Annotated in this window: 17 protein-coding genes, 1 tRNA gene, 1 other RNA gene and 2 pseudogenes; 4 read left to right on the plus strand and 17 right to left on the minus strand. The window is 44.4% G+C overall.

Translation table 11 applies throughout. The features are described 5' to 3' along the window. The 10 genes and pseudogenes from LJE09_RS10155 to LJE09_RS10200 form a co-directional block, all read right to left on the minus strand. Positions 1-725, minus strand: a pseudogene (locus tag LJE09_RS10155) (hypothetical protein); the annotation flags it as partial. 19 nt (positions 726-744) lie between these two features. Beyond that, positions 745-1,065, minus strand: coding sequence for a hypothetical protein (locus tag LJE09_RS10160; RefSeq protein ID WP_227311286.1), 321 nt, complete (start codon positions 1,063-1,065; stop codon positions 745-747). Positions 1,066-1,217: 152 nt separating this feature from the next. After that, entirely contained in the window at positions 1,218-1,841 is a 624-nt protein-coding gene (locus tag LJE09_RS10165) for a PrsW family glutamic-type intramembrane protease (protein ID WP_227311288.1), read from the minus strand. Beyond that, positions 1,838-2,464: a histidine kinase gene (locus LJE09_RS10170; protein WP_227311289.1), complete on the minus strand. Its 627-nt coding sequence runs from the start codon at positions 2,462-2,464 to the stop codon at positions 1,838-1,840. The genes LJE09_RS10165 and LJE09_RS10170 overlap by 4 nt, the downstream gene beginning before the upstream one ends. Next, positions 2,448-2,816 (minus strand): DUF4179 domain-containing protein, encoded by a 369-nt coding sequence (locus tag LJE09_RS10175; protein ID WP_227311291.1) that lies wholly within the window; start codon positions 2,814-2,816, stop codon positions 2,448-2,450. The genes LJE09_RS10170 and LJE09_RS10175 overlap by 17 nt, the downstream gene beginning before the upstream one ends. Continuing rightward, on the minus strand, positions 2,803-3,369 hold the full coding sequence (locus LJE09_RS10180; RefSeq protein WP_227311293.1) for an RNA polymerase sigma factor: 567 nt from the start codon (positions 3,367-3,369) through the stop codon (positions 2,803-2,805). Before LJE09_RS10180 ends, LJE09_RS10175 begins: the two co-directional genes overlap by 14 nt. Positions 3,370-3,511: 142 nt before the next feature. Next, positions 3,512-3,583: transfer RNA gene (locus LJE09_RS10185), tRNA-Glu, on the minus strand. Between the two features lie 262 nt (positions 3,584-3,845). Then, positions 3,846-6,014 (minus strand): RNA degradosome polyphosphate kinase, encoded by a 2,169-nt coding sequence (locus LJE09_RS10190; protein ID WP_227311295.1) that lies wholly within the window; start codon positions 6,012-6,014, stop codon positions 3,846-3,848. A gap of 14 nt (positions 6,015-6,028) precedes the next feature. Further along, positions 6,029-7,567, minus strand: coding sequence for a Ppx/GppA phosphatase family protein (locus LJE09_RS10195; RefSeq protein ID WP_025577169.1), 1,539 nt, complete (start codon positions 7,565-7,567; stop codon positions 6,029-6,031). A gap of 36 nt (positions 7,568-7,603) precedes the next feature. Continuing rightward, complete coding sequence (locus tag LJE09_RS10200; RefSeq protein WP_008707619.1) at positions 7,604-8,911, minus strand: ATP-binding protein; 1,308 nt, start codon at positions 8,909-8,911, stop codon at positions 7,604-7,606. A 97-nt stretch (positions 8,912-9,008) separates the two neighbouring features. On the opposite strand from LJE09_RS10200, the pseudogene LJE09_RS19175 reads away from it, so the two are divergent. Further along, positions 9,009-9,077: pseudogene (locus LJE09_RS19175) on the plus strand (DUF6783 domain-containing protein); the annotation flags it as partial. 19 nt (positions 9,078-9,096) lie between these two features. On the opposite strand, the gene pheA reads toward LJE09_RS19175, so the two are convergent. Continuing rightward, a complete protein-coding gene (gene pheA / locus LJE09_RS10205; protein WP_008707620.1) occupies positions 9,097-10,227 on the minus strand; it encodes a prephenate dehydratase in 1,131 nt (376 codons plus the stop codon). A 21-nt stretch (positions 10,228-10,248) separates the two neighbouring features. Further along, the gene (locus LJE09_RS10210) at positions 10,249-11,532 is read right to left on the minus strand and encodes a bifunctional folylpolyglutamate synthase/dihydrofolate synthase (RefSeq protein ID WP_008707621.1); all 1,284 of its coding nucleotides are present in this window, start codon (positions 11,530-11,532) and stop codon (positions 10,249-10,251) included. A 165-nt stretch (positions 11,533-11,697) separates the two neighbouring features. Here LJE09_RS10210 and LJE09_RS10215 point away from each other — a divergent pair, with 165 nt between their 5' ends. From LJE09_RS10215 to LJE09_RS10225, 3 genes are all read left to right on the plus strand, one after another. Next, on the plus strand, positions 11,698-12,084 hold the full coding sequence (locus LJE09_RS10215) for a putative ABC transporter permease (RefSeq protein WP_008707623.1): 387 nt from the start codon (positions 11,698-11,700) through the stop codon (positions 12,082-12,084). A gap of 78 nt (positions 12,085-12,162) precedes the next feature. Then, entirely contained in the window at positions 12,163-13,086 is a 924-nt protein-coding gene (pyrB, locus tag LJE09_RS10220; protein ID WP_020993668.1) for an aspartate carbamoyltransferase, read from the plus strand. Beyond that, the gene (locus LJE09_RS10225; RefSeq protein WP_008707627.1) at positions 13,080-13,517 is read left to right on the plus strand and encodes an aspartate carbamoyltransferase regulatory subunit; all 438 of its coding nucleotides are present in this window, start codon (positions 13,080-13,082) and stop codon (positions 13,515-13,517) included. Before pyrB ends, LJE09_RS10225 begins: the two co-directional genes overlap by 7 nt. A 51-nt stretch (positions 13,518-13,568) precedes the next feature. On the opposite strand, the gene rnpB is transcribed toward LJE09_RS10225, so the two are convergent. The 5 genes from rnpB to rpoD all read right to left on the minus strand — a co-directional run bounded on the left by rnpB (position 13,569) and on the right by rpoD (position 18,529). Beyond that, positions 13,569-13,919, minus strand: an RNA gene (gene rnpB, locus LJE09_RS10230) — RNase P RNA component class A. Between the two features lie 209 nt (positions 13,920-14,128). Beyond that, on the minus strand, positions 14,129-15,796 hold the full coding sequence (locus LJE09_RS10235; RefSeq protein ID WP_008707628.1) for a nucleoside kinase: 1,668 nt from the start codon (positions 15,794-15,796) through the stop codon (positions 14,129-14,131). A 118-nt stretch (positions 15,797-15,914) separates the two neighbouring features. Continuing rightward, entirely contained in the window at positions 15,915-16,697 is a 783-nt protein-coding gene (locus LJE09_RS10240) for a Nif3-like dinuclear metal center hexameric protein (protein ID WP_008707629.1), read from the minus strand. Then, positions 16,684-17,391, minus strand: coding sequence for a tRNA (adenine(22)-N(1))-methyltransferase (locus LJE09_RS10245; RefSeq protein WP_008707630.1), 708 nt, complete (start codon positions 17,389-17,391; stop codon positions 16,684-16,686). Before LJE09_RS10245 ends, LJE09_RS10240 begins: the two co-directional genes overlap by 14 nt. Positions 17,392-17,401: 10 nt before the next feature. Further along, positions 17,402-18,529 (minus strand): RNA polymerase sigma factor RpoD, encoded by a 1,128-nt coding sequence (rpoD, locus tag LJE09_RS10250; RefSeq protein ID WP_008707631.1) that lies wholly within the window; start codon positions 18,527-18,529, stop codon positions 17,402-17,404. Positions 18,530-18,562: the final 33 nt, after the last annotated feature.

Below are 18,562 nucleotides of genomic sequence, written 5' to 3' on the forward strand. Positions count from 1 at the left end.
ATTCCGGCACCAAAAGAAGAAGTAGCAGTTACGGATCCACCGCTAATGGTAATGTTACTGCCGGTGTTCCCTCGACCCCCGCCAATTCCGGCACCAAAAATACCTGTGGCAATTAATTCTCCGGTAGTGTTTGGAGACTTATCTATTGTAAGTTTGGCAGTGTTATCTTTCTGTAAGGCTGCCTGCCATTCACTGTTAAGATTATTGATTCCTTCTAAATATATGTAAACTTGAGCTTGAACACTACTTTGAATTTGCAATGCCGGATCAGCAGATGTTTTGATATTTACGTTATCAAGATAAATGTTGATGTTGTCTTGCTCTAAAATAGTATCTCCATTAACCACAATTCTATTTGCCGTTTCCTGGCTATTACTGCATGTGAATTTGTAATCTCCTGCCGAACTTATAGTATAAGCTCCGTTTTTGACTTCAGTACTATTGATTAAGTCAATTTCTTTAATCCGTGCATTTTCCGCAGCAGCCATTGTCTCATCGGGGGTATCGTTAAATTCAGGAACCTCCTCCGAACTGAATACAAACAAGTCCTCATTTGTCTCTCCTGCTGCTTCCTGCTCCTCATTGGTAAAAATCTCTGGAGTATCTTCCTCAGACACTACATCCGGATTTCCTGAAGTAAATTCCCCCGCAAATATGGTCTGGGGGGGCATATTGGTGGAACACAGTGCAAGCGCCAGAATCCCGGCTAATAACTTTTTCTTCATACGTTCACCTCTCCTTTCTTTATACATGATCTTCTGCGTCTTGACTCTTTTGTTCTCTTTTTCTGAATTTGATACATAATGCGGTAATCACGACTGCCACAGTAAAGGAAATGACAGCCACCAATACATAGCCGCCTGCGCCTTCATGCAGCAGAATTGTGCCGTACATTCCCGTGGTGTTTATTGGCCGGCTTTGCATTATCCCCATTGCCCCCACAAGGGACAGGAACAGCATGGTACACAGAACGGACAGACGGCAGACTGTGCGCCGCTCCTGGCGGCGGTGGTATTCATGCATTCGCTTTTTTACCAATTCGATACGCTTTTCTGTATCGTACATGCCTTCCAACCTCCTTCCACAAAAACAGTCTTAAAAGTCTTTCACTTATATAGGTACAAAAAAAGCGAAAAACTCTCACCTGAAAATCAAATTTTTTCAAAAAAATTTGAGAGCTGCCGAAACAGCTCCCAAAAGAGAAAAATCAGGTTATATTATTGTATCGAACTGCGGAAAATCAGTTTTCCCGCTGCCAGGATCAGTACAGGCAGCAGATAAGCAATATACTGTGCTGCACTGCCATAGGCGATCAGAAGATTATAAATTGCGTGAAAAGTGATTGCCGCTCCCAGCAGACCGCAGGTTCCGGCAATCTTCAGCCATGTTCTCTGCCACACATATGCAAGGCCACCGCCGACAATGGCACCACAGATCACGTGCATGGCTCCTGTCCCAATACCCCGGAAGAAAATAAAAGAAAAATGACCGGCTCCGTTTTGGATCAGATAGCAGACGTTTTCAAATGTGGCAAAGGAAAGAGCTGTGATCACGGCTGCATTTTTGATCTGCTCCGCTTTCGGCTCAAATATCAGCAGATAAAAGAGCAATGGCAGAAGTTTCATCACTTCCTCCACCACCGGGGCGATCTCTGTGGTAGCTGCAAAGGTGTCCGCTTTATAAAGTGCAACGAAAAAGGTGTTGATGTAAGCGGAAAGCAGACAGGCACCCATCCCGGCAAAGCAGAACAGAAAGAATTTTCTCTGCCGCTTTCCCATGCACAGAGCAGCGATCAGCAGGGGTGAGACCATGCAAAGAAATACGTTTTCAATATATGTCATACCTGCACCGCCTTTCCTGTGGCTGGCAGCAGTGCAAACAGGCAGCCTGTAAGCAGAAGATCAAACCAGCAATAGGGAGCGGAAATGGAATAGCCCGGCCACAGGCAGCCGGAGATCCAAAGGACATACTCCACCGCCACATAGCACAGTACCCCAATGTGGAAATACCGCATCTTACACGCTGTTCCCGTCTGTATCTGCGCATAAGCAAGACCCCGGATGGAATGATAAGAAACAACAATCATCATGCCACACCAGAGCAGATTGGAGAGAACATCCCCAAAGGTACAGTAAAACACACAAAGCGGAACACCGATCAAAGGGGCAATCAGGGCTTTTCCTGTCGAAAATCTTCTTTCCTCATCAGAAGAAAGGGTGTATTGCAGAAGATAAAGGAAAACCACACTGGCTACCCAGCCGAACTCTGACACATAAAAGACCTGTGGTGTTTCAGAAAACAAAAGCAGATACAGCGTCCAGTAAAGAGAGCCAAGGGCAAAGCATCCGTAAAAGCAGGTCAGCAGGAAATGTGCCTGTTTTCGATCTTTCAGATACCGAATGCCACTCATACAAAAGCCTAGCAGGGTAACAGCGAATTGAAAAAGGTTACTGATCAGCTCCATCCCCATTGTCCTCCTTTTGTTTCTCCGTCTGCTCCTCTTTGTTCAGCTGACGGATGCGGAAGCACAGAACAGTCACGCACACGCCGAGGATAAAAGCCAGCAGTCCGATCACCATATATCCCAGTACGGTGCTGCCGCCCAAAATTGTTGCCGCAGTTTCAAATCCTGAAGAAATACCGGGTTCGATCTGTCCGACAATACCGGGCATGGCAAATGAAACCCCAACGATCACTGCAAAACATGCCGCTATACAGACAGCAGAGACAATCCGTCTGCGCCGCATTCTCTGCTGTTGTTCTTTTTTTGCAATACGCCGTTTTACCTCAGCAATCCGTTCCTCATTTTTCAGCATTTGCAATACCCTCCCGTTTCAATAATACGCGTAAACGCTCTTTCCCCCGGTACACCATATTTGTGATCTGCTTTACACTTTTCCCCATAACCTCAGCTGCCTGTTGATAGCTCATGCCCTCAAAATAGGTCAGATAAAGAGCCTCCCGATAATCTGGATTTAACTCGTCCATGCAGAGATGCAGGATCTGATTCCGTTCTTTTGTGCGGACGATCTCCTCCACCAGCGTTTGTGCCTCCGGTTCTCTGGCCAGGTCGTCAAGGCTGAAGAAAATCCGCCGTCTGCTTTTGTGGCGCAAAGCCATGTGCCGCGCTGCTTTATAGAGGTAAGCCTTAAAACATCCATCCCGGATGCGGGGCTTTTTCGTAAACAGCCAGGAAAAGGTTTCCATCATTAAGTCCTCCGCTTCGTGGACGTCATGCAGATAACCATCGATGTATAAGGTCAGCGGATCGCCGTATTTTTTTATCAACAGTTCAAGTCCTGTCTCATCACCGCACAGATATTGCCCATAAAGTTCTTCATCAGTGGCCATATCGTTCTTCCTTTCCAAATATTACTCCTCTGTTGTCAGATGAAATCTCCTGGTTCTTCAATCATTTTTGTCCACAAAGACATACAACATGTCAGGGGAAATCCCTGACAAAAAAAATAACCAGAGCTTAAACTCTGGTTAAATTCTCACTATTTCGTAGCAGCCAGTACGGGAATCGAACCCGTGTTTTCGCCGTGAGAGGGCGACGTCTTAACCCCTTGACCAACTGGCCATTTGTTTATCTGTCGTTCGCTCTTCGCTGTCGACTCGTTTAATATACACCATCTTTTTCTAAAATGCAAGTACTTTTTTAAAAAAATTTCAATTTTTTTATTTTTCTCGAATTTTTCGTTCAAAAAGCCCTGTATTTATGCGGTTTTTGCCACAAAAAAATTTTTATTTTTTTGTCCCAGAGAAGAAATGCCATGGCAGCTCCACCGCTTTCCATGGCATTTCCCAGTTATTTATTTCTGTTTCTGACTGTTTCTTGTTTCTTATTCCTCTATATCCTCCGCAGGCTCTGCCGGAATGAATACGCGGGATTTCTTTTCTTCGTGTTTATGAAGTGCTGCTTTCTCAGTTGCCTCCATACAGAATTCCATCTGAGAGTTAATCTGGGCTTTGCCTCGTTTATCCGGCTTCACATAAGTTCCATCCGGCTGCAGGATATGAGCTTTTACATTATCCTTAAACTCCAGATCAAGTACATGCTCCAGCTCTTTCTTAATCTTCTCATCTTCCACAGGGAAAACAATCTCTACCCTGCGGTCAAGGTTACGCGGCATCCAATCCGCACTTCCCATATAGATTTCCGGGTTTCCGCCGTTTTCAAAATAGAAAATACGGCTATGCTCCAGAAATTCCCCTACAATAGAACGGACATGAATATTCTCACTGATTCCCGGCACTCCTACTTTCAGACAGCAGATCCCCCTTACCAGAAGCTCCACCTGAACTCCGCAGGAAGATGCATAATACAATCCTGCAATAATCTTCGGATCACAGAGGGAATTCATCTTTGCGCGGATCAACGCCGGAAGTCCTTTCTTTGCATTCTCCGCCTCACGTTCGATCAGGCTTAAGAATCTGTCTTTCATCCAGATTGGTGCTACGATCAGCTTATTCCAGCTTTTTGGTTCTGAATACCCGGAGAGCATGTTAAATACTGCTGTTGCATCTTCACCGAAACGTTCATCGCAGGTAAAGATACCGCAGTCTGTATAGAGTTTTGCAGTGGAATCATTGTAGTTTCCGGTCGCCAGATGCACATAACGGCGGATTCCTGTCTCTTCCCTGCGCACAACCAGTGTGATCTTGCTGTGTGTCTTAAGGCCTACCAGACCATAAATTACATGACATCCTGCCTTCTCCAGCTTCTTCGCCCATACAATATTATTTTCTTCATCAAAACGTGCTTTCAGCTCTACCAGTACGGAAACCTGTTTGCCGTTTTCTGCTGCCTGCGCAAGGGCAGCAATGATCGGTGAATTGCCGCTGACACGATACAGAGTCTGTTTAATAGCCAGAACATCCGGATCTTTTGCTGCCTGACGTACGAAATTTACAACAGGATCGAAGCTCATATAAGGATGATGCAGGAATACATCGCCCTCACGTATCACCTGGAAAATATCCTTCTCATTCTGAAATTCCGGTACAGGTGCCGGCTGATATCTCGGTGTCTTGTAAGCATCAAAGCCATCCGCGCCATATACTTTCATAAGCATGGTAAGATCCAGAGGTCCGTTTATCTCAAAAATATCTGCCTCTTTGATGTCAAATTCCGTTTTCAGAATCTTCAGCAGGCGTTCATCCATCTTATCCTCTACTTCCAGACGGATAACCTCACCCCACTGACGTTTCTTTAACTGGCGCTGGATCTCCACCAGCAGATCCTCTGCCTCATCTTCATCGATGGTAAGATCCGCATTACGCATAATACGGTAAGGATGGGCACATATCACATCATAACTCAAGAAAAGTTTGTCAATATTTCTTTCAATAATCTCTTCCAGCAGGATCACTGTGGTATCTCCATCCTTCTTTGACGGAATCTGCACCACCCTTGGAAGCACAGACGGAACCTGCACTGTAGCAAACAGAAGTTCTCCTGTTTTATCCTTTTTGCTGAGTTTATCACTCTTCTCCTTCTTGGAGATCAGAGCACCAATATTTAATGTCTTGTTTCTGATCAGCGGAAACGGTCTGGAAGAATCCATCGCCATCGGTGTAAGTACCGGATATACATTATCCTCAAAGTATCTGTCTACAAATACACTCTGTGCTTCTGTAAGATTCTCATGGGCTGCCGCCAGGTGCATTCCTGCTTTCTCAAGCGCAGGGATCAGAGAACGGTTCAGGGTATTATACTGTACATGAACCAGTTCATGGGTACGGACACTGATTTCTTTTAACTGTTCCTTGGCTGTCATTCCTGCAATGTCTGTTTTATGATATCCTGCATGTACCTGATCCTTAAGAGACGCCACACGCACCATAAAGAATTCATCCAGATTGGATGCGGTAATGCTTAAGAACTTCAGTCTGTCAAACAAAGGAAGATTTTTATCTCTTGCTTCACTCAGAACACGCTCATCAAATTTGAGCCAGCTCAGCTCGCGATTCACGAAATATTCTTTCTTTTCAAATTTTTCAAAGTCCATAAGTTCATCCTCCTTTACGCTCTGCCCTTGCGTCTGAGAACCAGACGAATGCCAAATACTTCTTCAAAAAATGCCTCTTTATCTTTCAGCAGTCCCAGTTCCAGGGAAATGTCCTGTGCAGAATCCACGATCATCTGCAGTTCTCTGTCTTTGAGCACTGCTTTGATTCCTTTTACTTTCTGATAATGACTTCTGTCCATGGCATTCGCCAGACGAAGGATTGCAGTCATCTTTACCACCTTGATATAGCTCTCTCTGTCTATAGCGATTCCCATACTGTAAAGTTCATCGTAATAAACAAACGCAGAATTATTGAATCTGACCGCACATGCGATCATCTGGCGCTCCATAGAGGACAGACCAATAATATCTGTAGACATAATAATCTGATAGGAACACTCGGAAACCTTTTCCATGCTGATATATTTGCCACAATCATGAAGCAGTGCTGCGATCTGCAGTAACAGACGCTCTCTTGTTCCCATACCATGAACCTTCTTCATACTGTCAAAGATATTCAGGCAAAGATTCATAGTTCCCTGGATATGGCTCTTACTGCTGGAATAGCGTTTCGCAATGTTCTTTGATGTAACCAGAATGTCATTCTCAAAATTGTGGACACTTTTGAGAAATTTTTTCTTCTCTGCAAAATCATAGGCAATTCCATCCAGCAGGGAAACACCTGGTGCCCAGAGAGACTCTGCATTGAAAATATCAATAAAATTTCTGCACACTACCATGGTCGGCACAACAAGGGATGCATATTCCGGATCAATCTCCATCTCCTGTGCCAGCAGGTCAACAGATTTTCCAACTGTATCCTCATAGCGTTTCATAAACTCTTCCCTTGTAATGATCCTGTCTTCCATTTCCTCCTGGAAGATCATATCTGTAATAAAATCTCCCATCAGGATCACATTCCTGATATCCTTATCCTTCAGATACAGACGCTGAAAGCTCATCAGGTCATTTCGGATAAATTCCTCAACCAGCTTGTCATAATGAATGGTTGTTTTCTCCAGTTCCTGCAGACGCTGGCGGATTCTTAAACTTCCCATTTTAAGTCCCTGGGTAGTGACCAGTGCATCTTTGTCAAAGAGGGAAACCTGAAGGCTGCCGCCGCCCACATCCAGGATCGCGGTGCCTTTCTGGATCATCTTTTTGAATCCCTTTTCTATAGCAGCAATTGATTTGTACCCAAGGAAATGCTGTTCTGCACTGCTTAATATTTCAATTTTCATTCCTGTACGCTGATAGATCTGTTCAATGATCAGCAGCGGATTCACAAGTTCTCTGAATGCACTGGTGCCGCAGGCACGATACTCTTCCACCCCAAAGTCCTGCATCAGCCTCTTAAAGTCGTTCAGCACCTCACATAAAACATTCAGCATTTCTGAATCGATCTTTCCGTCAGAATAGACACCCTTTCCGATTTCCAGACTGTATCTGACATCATTCAGTTCACGAAAACCAATTCTTTTTGACATCTCAAAGATCTTCATGCTGACTTCATAAGATCCGATATCAATGGCTGCAAATGTCATGACTGCCATATGCGTTCCCCCTTTACCATTCATCTATTTGCTTTTTTATTCCTTCTCCACACCCAGCAGATGGTCGATAAACTGCTGTGCAGTTCGTCCTGTAAGTCCTCCATGGGAAAGCTCCCACTTATTTGCTTCCAGAAGCAGTTCGTCCTCCGGCATGGTAATTCCGTTTCTCTCTGCGAGAGCTTTCACAATTGTCTGGAATTCTTTTTTGCTCGGTGCACCATAATAAATACGGACACCAAAACGATAAACCAGTGAAAGCTTCTCCTGCACTGTATCGGAGGAATGCAGATCGTCATCATCCATGATCTCCAGCTTGTCACTGGATTTCTCTCTTACCAGATGTCTTCTGTTACTTGTTGCATAGATCAGGATATTGTCCGGCTTCTTCTCCAGACCACCCTCGATCACTGCCTTCAGATATTTATATTCGATTTCAAATTCCTCGAATGACAGATCATCCATATAGATAATGAATTTATAGTTTCTGTTCTTGATCTGGGCGATCACATCATTCAGATCCTGAAACTGATGCTTATACACCTCGATAATACGAAGTCCCTCATCATAATAACGGTTCAGGATTCCCTTGATACTTGAGGATTTACCTGTACCCGCATCACCAAAAAGCAGACAGTTGTTTGCCTTTCTGCCTCTTACGAAAGCTTCTGTATTCTCGATCAGTTTCTGCTTCGGGATTTCATATCCGACCAGGTCTTCCAGTTTCACATGAGCGATCCTTGTGATCGGCTGGATCTCCACATTATCATTCTCATCATGGCCTACACGAAAAGCCTTATGTAATCCCAGCTTACCCACACCAAAATCCTTATAAAACTGTACCATATCCTTCATGAATTCCTCTGTGGACTCCGCTGCTGCCAGCGTTTTGCTCAGATCACAGATACGGTCTCTGATACGGGAATTAAACATCTTGCTGTTACTTCCGGTGTTGGTATAATCACCGAGAACCTTACAGCAGGAAATTCCAAATGCCTCATCCAGTACAGTCAGGTCAAAATCATACAGTTCTTTAAACACACCGAAATCATTCAGTGCCAGTTCATTAATACTTCCGTTGACAGCCCCTCTGATCTCACAGGCTGTACTGAATGCATTTTCATTATTTACCAGAAGAAATGTCAGATAACAGTGCCATAAATTTCCGGAAAATCCATAAGCGCCGGCAGTTTCCACCAGTCCGTTGGCACACTCAAAGAACAGCCCTTCCTTTTCTTTCAGATCAGGTGCTTTCTGTTCCCAGGCATTCATCAGTTCTGCCATTTTATCAAGGATTTCTCCATGTTCAAAGTTACGGTATAAGATGCATTCATTTAATCTAGCCATTTTTATTACTTCCTTCTTACCTTGTTGTTTTATCTTATTGTTCTGCTGTGAGTGGTATAATTATTTCGAAAACGATGTACCAGAGTGTGTTTGAAAAATGCTTTACGCAAAATATGCCGCAAAGTGGGACGTGCAGATTGTGGAAATGATTTTTCAAACACGCTCTGGCATTATGGAAATGATTTTTAATAATTTCCCAAAATTCTCATTCTGTCAGCTTCTGCCTCAATTCCTCTCAGGGCATTCTTCACTGCACTGTCCTTTAAATTTCCCTCGAAATCAACAAAAAAACGGTACTGCCAGTTCTTCCCTGTGATCGGGCGGGATTCAATCTTCGTCATATTCAGTCCATTATAAATAATGTGAGACAACATATTGTAAAGAGTTCCGCTCTCATGATGCAGTTCAAAGAAAATACTGATCTTATGTGCATCCTTCACATAGATCGGTTTCTTACTCACGATCACAAAACGTGTGGCATTCTGTCCGTTATAGCAGATATTCTCAGCCAGGATCTTCAGTCCGTAAAGCTCTCCTGCCTGTCTGCTGGCAATAGCTGCCTGCGTCTTGTCATTGTCTTCTTTTATCTTCTTGGCAGAACCGGCAGTATTTTCCATCTCTTTCTTCTTCCAGTCCGGATGAGATTCCAGATATTTTCCACACTGGGAAAGTGCCTGAGGATGAGAACATACCTGTCTGATATCCTCCAGTTCAGCATCCGGCAGTCCCAGAAGTACATGCTCCGGACGGATGATCTGTTCTCCTACAATGCTAAGCTCATACTCTGTAAGAAGATCATAAATATCAGCAACAATACCGGCAGTTGTATTCTCAATGGGAAGTACCGCATAGTCTGCTCTTCCCTCCACAACTGCTTCCATTGCATCGCGCCAGGTTTTTACATGAAAACTCTCAATATCGTCCTGGAAATATTCCCTCATTGCAGCATAGCTGTATGCACCTTCCACACCCTGAAAGACAACTCTTACATCTTTCAGCGGAAGTGCATCTACCATTTCCAGTTTCTCATCGTCCTCGATTCCATGCTCTGTGAGAAGCTGATACTGTCTCTTACGGCTGATCGCCATGATCTGCTGAAAAAGCTCCTGCGCACCAAGCTGATTAAATTCTCCATGCGCCTTACCTCTCAGGACCTCCAGCTTCTGTCTCTCTCTTTCCGGATCCAGAACCTTCTTTCCTGTACGTATCTTATATTCTGCAACATCCTCACACACCTTCATTCTCTGTTCAAAAAGACGTATGATATCGCTGTCGATCTTATCTATTTCATTTCTGCATTCCTGTAAATCTATCATTTATGTTATACCTTTTTACTTTCACAAATTCTCTACAATATCAGTCATCTCTCCGATAAAGGAAAGAGAACCAAAGGCAATGATCACATCCTGTTCCCCGGCAAGTGAAAAAGCCTCCTCCACTGCATCTTTAATCGTATCCATTGCCTGTACATTGGGATTGTATTCACTGACAGTCTTCGCCAGCTCTCCGGCAGGCAACGCCCTTATATTATCCGGAGTCTGGATCGTAAGTATCCGGTCTGCAAAGTGCGCAGTTTTCTGAATCACACTTCTGTAATCCTTATCTGCAAACACTCCCATAATATAGATGATCCGTTTTCCCTTAAAATAATGCTCTATTGAAGCTGCCATCATATCCGCAGCAGCAGGATTATGAGCCCCGTCTACCACAAACAGCGGTTTTTTACAGATAACTGTAAACCGTCCGTTCCAGTTTACTGTGCGAAGCCCTTCTTTTTTCTGCTCCGCAGCAGTGGGAAAGCCCAGCTCATCCAATACTTTTAAAGCATTCAGTGCAACTACTGCATTTTCCTTCTGATAAACACCAGCCAGCGGAATCTCATACTCTTCACCCCTGTACCGGATTGTCTGTCCAAGGCAGCTTTCCTTTAGCACCTCTGCCTCAGAAGCATCTGCTATGGTACATTTTGTACCATGTTCTCTGCTGATCCTCTCGATCACCTGCATTGCTTCCGGCTTCTGTCTGGCAGTCACCACTCTGCAGCCGTCTTTGATGATCCCGGCTTTCTTCTCTGCGATCTGTGCCAGAGTATTTCCAAGAAAAGACATATGATCCATACTGATCGATACCAGCACTGCCAGCAGCGTATTCTTAATAATATTTGTGGCGTCCAGATTTCCGCCCATTCCCACTTCCAGCAAAACGAGATCACAATTCTCTTTTTTAAAGAACAGAAATGCCACCGCAGTCTCTATTTCAAATGCAGTGGGATGGGGATAACCATCCTTTGTCATAGCAGCAATAACATCAGACACCTGTGTAATATAAGCAGCAAAGTCCTCTCTGCTGATCCTGCTTCCCGAAACTTCCATCCTGCCTCTGTAAGAATACAGGGTAGGCGAAACATATCTTCCAATGCGATATCTCGCACCTGATAAAGCAGAATACAAAAAAGCAATGACAGAACCCTTGCCATTGGTACCGGCTACATGCACATATTTCAGATCATCCTGTGGATTTCCAAGACGTTTCATCAGCTCACGCATATGCTCCAGTCCCAGGACACTGGGAATTTCCCGGGTGATTTTGTCTATGTACTCCCGGCTTTCCTGATAATTCATAATAAACTCCTCTTATTTCCATGAGATCCCCTCCACACGTTCCTTTTGCGCATAAGGCACCTCATTGCTATAGTGTAATAACGTGTTCTCATTATATCCTACGTGTATGTTTTTTTCAAGGCAGGCAATACTAGAATCATAGAAATTTATACAGGAGCGTTACCTATGAAAAAAGCTTTCATTCTCTGCGGTCTGACGGGCTGGTGCATGGAAATCCTCTGGACCGGACTGCATTCCATCCTTTCAGGAGAACTTACCATGACAGGAAAAACTTCCCTTTTAATGTTTCCCATTTACGGATGCGGTGCCATCATCCGCCCGCTCTCCGGTAAACTTTCTGCTGTCCCGCTTTTTGTCCGCGGCTGCATTTATACTGTCGGATTTTTCTTCGTGGAATTTATCAGCGGTGCTCTTTTGCGCTGTTTTCATATGTGTCCCTGGGACTACAGCAACACTCCTCTGAATTACCGGGGACTGATAAGACCGGACTACGCTCCCCTCTGGTTCGGAGCCGGACTTTTTTTTGAGAAAATACTTGGAAAACTCTCTTGAAAAAAGCACCTGATTATTATATGATGTTATGAAGGATTAAATAAAAATTCCTGAACCAGTAAAATATGGAGGTATGAAATGAGACACTTAATGAGTCCGCTGGATCTGTCTGTTGATGAGTTAAATACTCTTCTTGACCTGGCCAGCGATATTGAGAAACACCCTGATAAATACGCACATGTCTGCGATGATAAAAGACTGGCAACTTTATTCTATGAGCCAAGCACCCGTACCCGTCTCAGCTTTGAAGCTGCTATGATGAACCTTGGCGGTAAAGTTCTTGGTTTTTCATCAGCTGATTCCAGTTCCGCTTCAAAGGGTGAAAGTGTTGCCGATACAATCCGCGTTGTATCCTGTTACGCTGACATCTGTGCTATGCGCCACCCGAAAGAAGGTGCTCCGTTAGTAGCTTCTATGGCTTCTTCTATTCCTGTTATCAACGCCGGCGACGGTGGTCATCAACATCCTACCCAGACATTAACCGACTTACTTACCATCCGTTCCCTGAAAGGACGTCTGGACAATCTGACCATTGGTCTGTGCGGCGACCTGAAATTCGGACGTACAGTTCACTCCCTGATCGAAGCACTTGTACGTTACACAAATGTAAAATTCATTCTGATCTCACCGGAAGAGCTTCGCATCCCAAGCTATATCCGCGAGGATGTTCTGAAAAAGAACAATATCGAATTTCAGGAAGTAGAGAGACTGGAAGATGCCTTACCGGATCTTGATATCCTCTACATGACACGTGTACAGAAAGAACGTTTCTTCAACGAAGAAGACTATGTCCGCATGAAGGATTTCTACATTCTGGACAAACAGAAAATGGAACTTGCAAAAAAAGACATGTACATTCTTCATCCGCTTCCACGTGTAAATGAAATCTCAACAGAGGTGGATGCAGACCCGAGAGCAGCTTATTTCAAACAGGCACAGTACGGTGTATATGTACGTATGGCCCTGATTCTCACATTACTGGAGGTAAAATTACCATGTTAAATGTTGGAGCACTTCGCGAAGGTTATGTATTAGACCATATCAAAGCAGGCAAGGCCATGACTATCTATCATGATCTGAAGCTTGATAAACTTGACTGCACCGTTGCCATCATCAAGAACGCGCGCAGCAACAAAATGGGTAAGAAAGATATCATCAAGGTTGAATGCCCGGTTGAGAATCTTGATCTTGACATTCTCGGCTTTATCGATCATAACATTACTGTAAACGTAATCAAGGACGAGAAGATCGTTGCCAAAAAAGAACTGAAACTTCCGAATCAGGTTGTCAACGTGATCAAATGCAAGAATCCACGCTGCATCACTTCCATTGAACAGGGACTCGACCAGATCTTTGTTCTTGCAGATAAAGAGAAAGAAGTTTACAGATGTAAATACTGCGAAGAGAAATATACAGGTAAACGCAATAAATAATAAAACAAATATCAAAAAAACAGAACGGAAGAAATCCGTTCTGTTTTTTTGTACGCAATCAGACCGATAAGCCGGGTTATGTCATTGGGTAATCATCTGTCTAGGCCTTACGTTGCCATAAGGCTCAAGCGACCCACCTGAAAGCACGACGGGCAGCCGTATCGCTTTCTATTCGGTCTTGCTTCGAATGGAGTTTACATGTGCCCGGCCTGTTACCAGGACGGCGGTAGTCTCTTACACTGCCTTTCCACCCTTACCTCAGCAAGTGAGGCGGTTTATTTCTGTTGCACTGGTCTGGGAGTCACCTCCACCGGACGTTATCCGGCATCCTGCCCTGCGAAGCCCGGACTTTCCTCGTCTGAACCCTTTCGTCTGTTCAGCCGCGATTACCTGGCCTGGTTGCGCAAGTGCTATTCTAGCACGTTTTTTTGCACTTGTAAAGAAATTTCATTCATTACTGTTCACTCCGTTCTCAGTAACGTTGCCAAAATTCATTTCAAATTGCCTGCGGCAATGGAATTTTGGCTTGTATGTCTCGGGATTTTGGCATATTCATGCCAAAACACCTCGCGGGATAGTGGCGTGTGAACAGTAACTTTCATTCTACTATTTTACACATTAAAGCAGCTTCCGCCGATAAATTCTCTTAAAATCGAATTATTCGGTACTGCCTCGCTTGGCACCGGAACAAAATATTCAAAGAACTTCAGCAGCCTCTTCGCCTCTGTATACTCTGGTTCGTCCTTGGCAATCCCAAACAAAAGCGGTTCCGCATATACTTTCAGACATGCCAGTTCATAGATCAGCGCAGAATTAAACATTACATCTGCATCCTCCTGGAACGGAAAGATATTCTGTTCTTCACCTCTGCGCACAGACGGCCATCTTGCAATTGTCTCTTTTGCGGAAGTCCCTCTGGTGCGGGCATCTCTTACAATTCTGCGAATCAGACGGCCATCCGTAGTAGGAATCCTGTTATGTTCATCAATATTCAGCTGAGTCAGAGCGCTGAGATAAATCTTAAATTTGCTCTCCTTTGGCAGCGCATAGCTGAGCCTGTCATTCAATCCATGAATTCCCTCGATCACCAGAATATCGTCTTTATCCAGCTGCAGAAAATCACCTTTATATTCTCTGGTTCCTGTTTTGAAATTGAAAACCGGCATCTCTACCCTTTTTCCTTCCAAAAGCTCAAGCATATCTTTATTAAACTGCTCCACATCAATCGCTTCCAGACACTCAAAATTCTTTTCCCCAAACTCATCTACAGGAGTCAGGTGCCTGTCAATGAAATAATTATCCACTGCGATCGGATGCGGTTTCATTCCATGGGCAGCCAGCTGAATAGACAGCCTGTGTGAAAACGTAGTCTTTCCGGAAGAAGACGGACCTGCGATCATAACAAACTTCTTGTTTCCGGCTGCGGCAATCTCAGATGCGATTTCCGAAATCTTTGCCTCCTGCATAGCTTCCTGGATCAGCAAAATATCCTGGATACCGCCTCTGGTAACCTTTTCATTCAGATCACCAACTGTCGCAATATCCAGTTTATCTCCCCATTCCTGAGATTCCTTCTGCACACGAAAAATCTTCTCCCTCGGTTTAAATTCAGGTATCCGGTCCGGTTCATTCTGAGTCGGAAGCTGCAGTACGAAACCACCCTCATACAAAAACAGATCAAACGTCTTAATATATCCCGTATGGTTCGCCATAAAACCGTAGAAATAATCCTCAAAACTTCCAATACTGTAAAGATTCACCGCAGAGCTTCTGCGGTAATTAAACAGCTTCTCTTTGTCATACATATGATGCTTATGAAAAAGTGCAACTGCCTCACTAGTGCTTACGCTTCGCTTTACAATGGGAAGATTCTCGTCCACGATCCTGTGCATCTGCGCCTTTACCTTATCAATAAATTCCTGATCCAGCGCCATAGGTCCTTTCATTGTAAAATAATAGCCGCTGCCTACAGAATAATGGATCATTACACTGTCTATATTTTCCTGCCCTGCCACATCATAAATTGCTTTCAGAAGAATCAGACTTGCACTTCTGCAATAAGTTTTGTGTCCGATCGGATCTTTGGATGTCACAAATTCAATCTCACAGTCTGCCTTGAGATGCTTATGCAGTTCTCTCAGCCTGCCATTTACGATCACCAGCATTACAGGTGCATCCGTACTTCCTTCGTATTCCTTTACAATCTCACTGTAAGGAATCTTCTCAGGATATTGTTTTGTTATTCCCTGTATCGTAACGTTATACATTTTCTGTCCCATAAATCCTGCCTCCATTTCTGCTATACCGACAAGTAAATACAGTTATCAGCTCCGCCGCCAACAGGCAGATCAGCCAATTTTCATTTATAATTTCATTATTATATGGTAAGAACCCGTATCACAGAATCGTGTACGGGCTCTTTACCTCTGCACAGGAGATTTTCAGTTCCGGAAATGCCTGTGTCAGTTCTTTTTTCATTGCATCCATAAAAATATATTCTGTTCCATAGTGTCCGGCGTCGATCAGCGCCAGTCCCTGCGCAACCGTATCAATTCCTGTATGGTGGTCGATATCACCGGTCACATACACATCCGCACCGGCCTTAATGACATCCTTGATCATGCTCTTGCCTGATCCTGTACATACAGCAGCACATTTTACCATGCTGTCCAGATTCCCATAAACCTTTACATCATTTAACTTCAGAGACTCTTTGACAAGCTGTGCATACTCTCTCAGCGTCATTTCCCGGGGAAGTTTCCCAACTCTGCCAAAACCCTGTACTTCTCCCTCTCTCTCTTCAGTTACGGAAAGGACTGTGGTATCATGCATCTTCGTATAGTCTGCACTCAGATCTGCCATACCCAGCACATCATAATTGGTATGCATCGCATAATAAACAATTCCTTTCTGTATCAGCGTAAGGATCTTTCTTCCTGTAAAGCTGTGATTATTGATCTTCTTAATTCCGGAAAAGATCATGGGATGATGGGTAATGATCATATCTGCCCCATCCTCTATGGCCTCAGCCAGTGTTTCCTCTGTCAGATCCAGAGCCAGAAACACGTGGCTGATCTCATTTGTATCATCTCCTGCGAGAAGTCCTACGTTATCCCAGTCCTCTGCTGCATCTGACGGGTACTTCTTCTCCAGCCAGGAGGTCAGTTCATATGCCTTCATATTCCTCTAAAGCAGCAATAACTGCCTGCTTTTCCTCCTCTATCTCGCCCGCACGCTTCTCTGCATTGGGCGCATTCTTTAATCTGTCAAGAATCTCATTGCGGATGCGAAGCTCTCTTTCCAGATACTCCCGCAGAACAGGATGCTTTCTTTCCAGAAGCATTCCTCCAAACCACTCATCTAAAGTATAAGGAGTATCTTCTGAAATATGCATCTTTTCTCCATGAATTACCTTCATCATAGGATAAAACTTGCCATCCTCCAGAACCATCTCCTCCTCTGTGATCTGCCAGCCGATTTTTCTGACAAATCTGCGAAAATGGGGGATATCTGACTGAGGCTGCAGGATCATTTCCCGAAAGCTCTCCCTGACCTCTGCCCCGTCAGTAAGAATCCTCTCCATGAGAGGGCCGCCCATTCCTGCGATCACAAGAGTGTCGCCCTCTCCCGGTTTCAAAGCCTCAAGTCCGTCTGAAAGCCGGGTTTCTATGTATGCGTCCAGTCCATACTGAGAAATATGTTCCTGCGCTCTGGACAACGGGCCTTTTCTTACATCCATGGCAATCGCACCCGGAATCTTTCCATCCAGATAAAGCGAAACCGGCAGGTATCCATGATCGCATCCCACATCCACAAGTCTGTTTCCCCTGGTCACCAGGCCTGCTATTGCAGACAAACGTAATGAAAGCTGCATAACAGGCTCCTTAGTCCAGATAATCCTTCAGTTTACGGCTGCGGCTCGGATGACGAAGCTTGCGGAGCGCCTTTGCCTCAATCTGACGGATACGTTCTCTTGTTACATTAAATTCCTTACCAACTTCCTCCAGAGTTCTGGCACGTCCATCGTCCAGGCCAAAACGCAGGCGCAATACTTTCTGCTCTCTGTCTGTCAATGTGCTCAGAACCTCTACCAGCTGCTCTTTCAGCAAAGTAAATGCTGCTGCATCTGCAGGTACAGGTACATTGTCATCCTGAATAAAGTCTCCAAGGTGGCTGTCCTCTTCCTCACCGATAGGTGTCTCCAGAGATACAGGCTCCTGGGATATCTTAAGGATCTCACGTACACGCTCTACAGACATATCCATCTCTTTTGCAATTTCTTCCGGCGTAGGTTCACGTCCAAGCTCCTGCAGTAACTGACGGGAAACGCGGATCAGTTTGTTAATAGTCTCAACCATATGCACCGGAATACGGATGGTACGTGCCTGGTCTGCGATTGCTCTGGTGATCGCCTGACGGATCCACCATGTAGCATAGGTACTGAATTTATAACCCTTGCGGTAATCAAATTTCTCAACCGCTTTGATCAGACCTAAGTTACCTTCCTGGATCAGGTCAAGGAAAAGCATTCCACGTCCCACATATCTCTTTGCAATGCTGACAACAAGACGAAGGTTTGCTTCTGCCAGACGTTTCTTGGCAGCCTCATCCCCATTCTCCATTCTCTTTGCAAGTTCGATTTCCTCTTCTGCTGAAAGAAGCGGAACCTTACCAATTTCCTTCAGATACATACGTACCGGATCCTCGATGCTTACACCTTCAGGAACAGAAAGATCGATCTTGTCAAGCTCAATCTCTTCTTCATCCAGCTTATCAATGTCTGCATCGTCATCATCCAGGATCATATCATCTGCATTACTGTCTGTAATCCTAAGCACATCCACTCCACTGGCTTCCAGAAAGTCAAATACTTTCTCCATCTGTTCAACTCCCAGTGGCTGATCCTTAAAGAAGTCATTGATTTCCTGGTATTCCAGTACATTCTTTTTCTTCTTGGCAAGCTCCAGAAGTTCTACCAGTTTTTCACTGAATTTACCCATATTCATTTCCATATGTGCTCTATACCTCCATATAGTGTTTATATT

The sequence above is a fragment of the Blautia sp. DFI.3.45 genome, assembly GCF_020593505.1.
Classification (GTDB): Bacteria; Bacillota; Clostridia; order Lachnospirales; family Lachnospiraceae; genus Blautia_A; species Blautia_A wexlerae.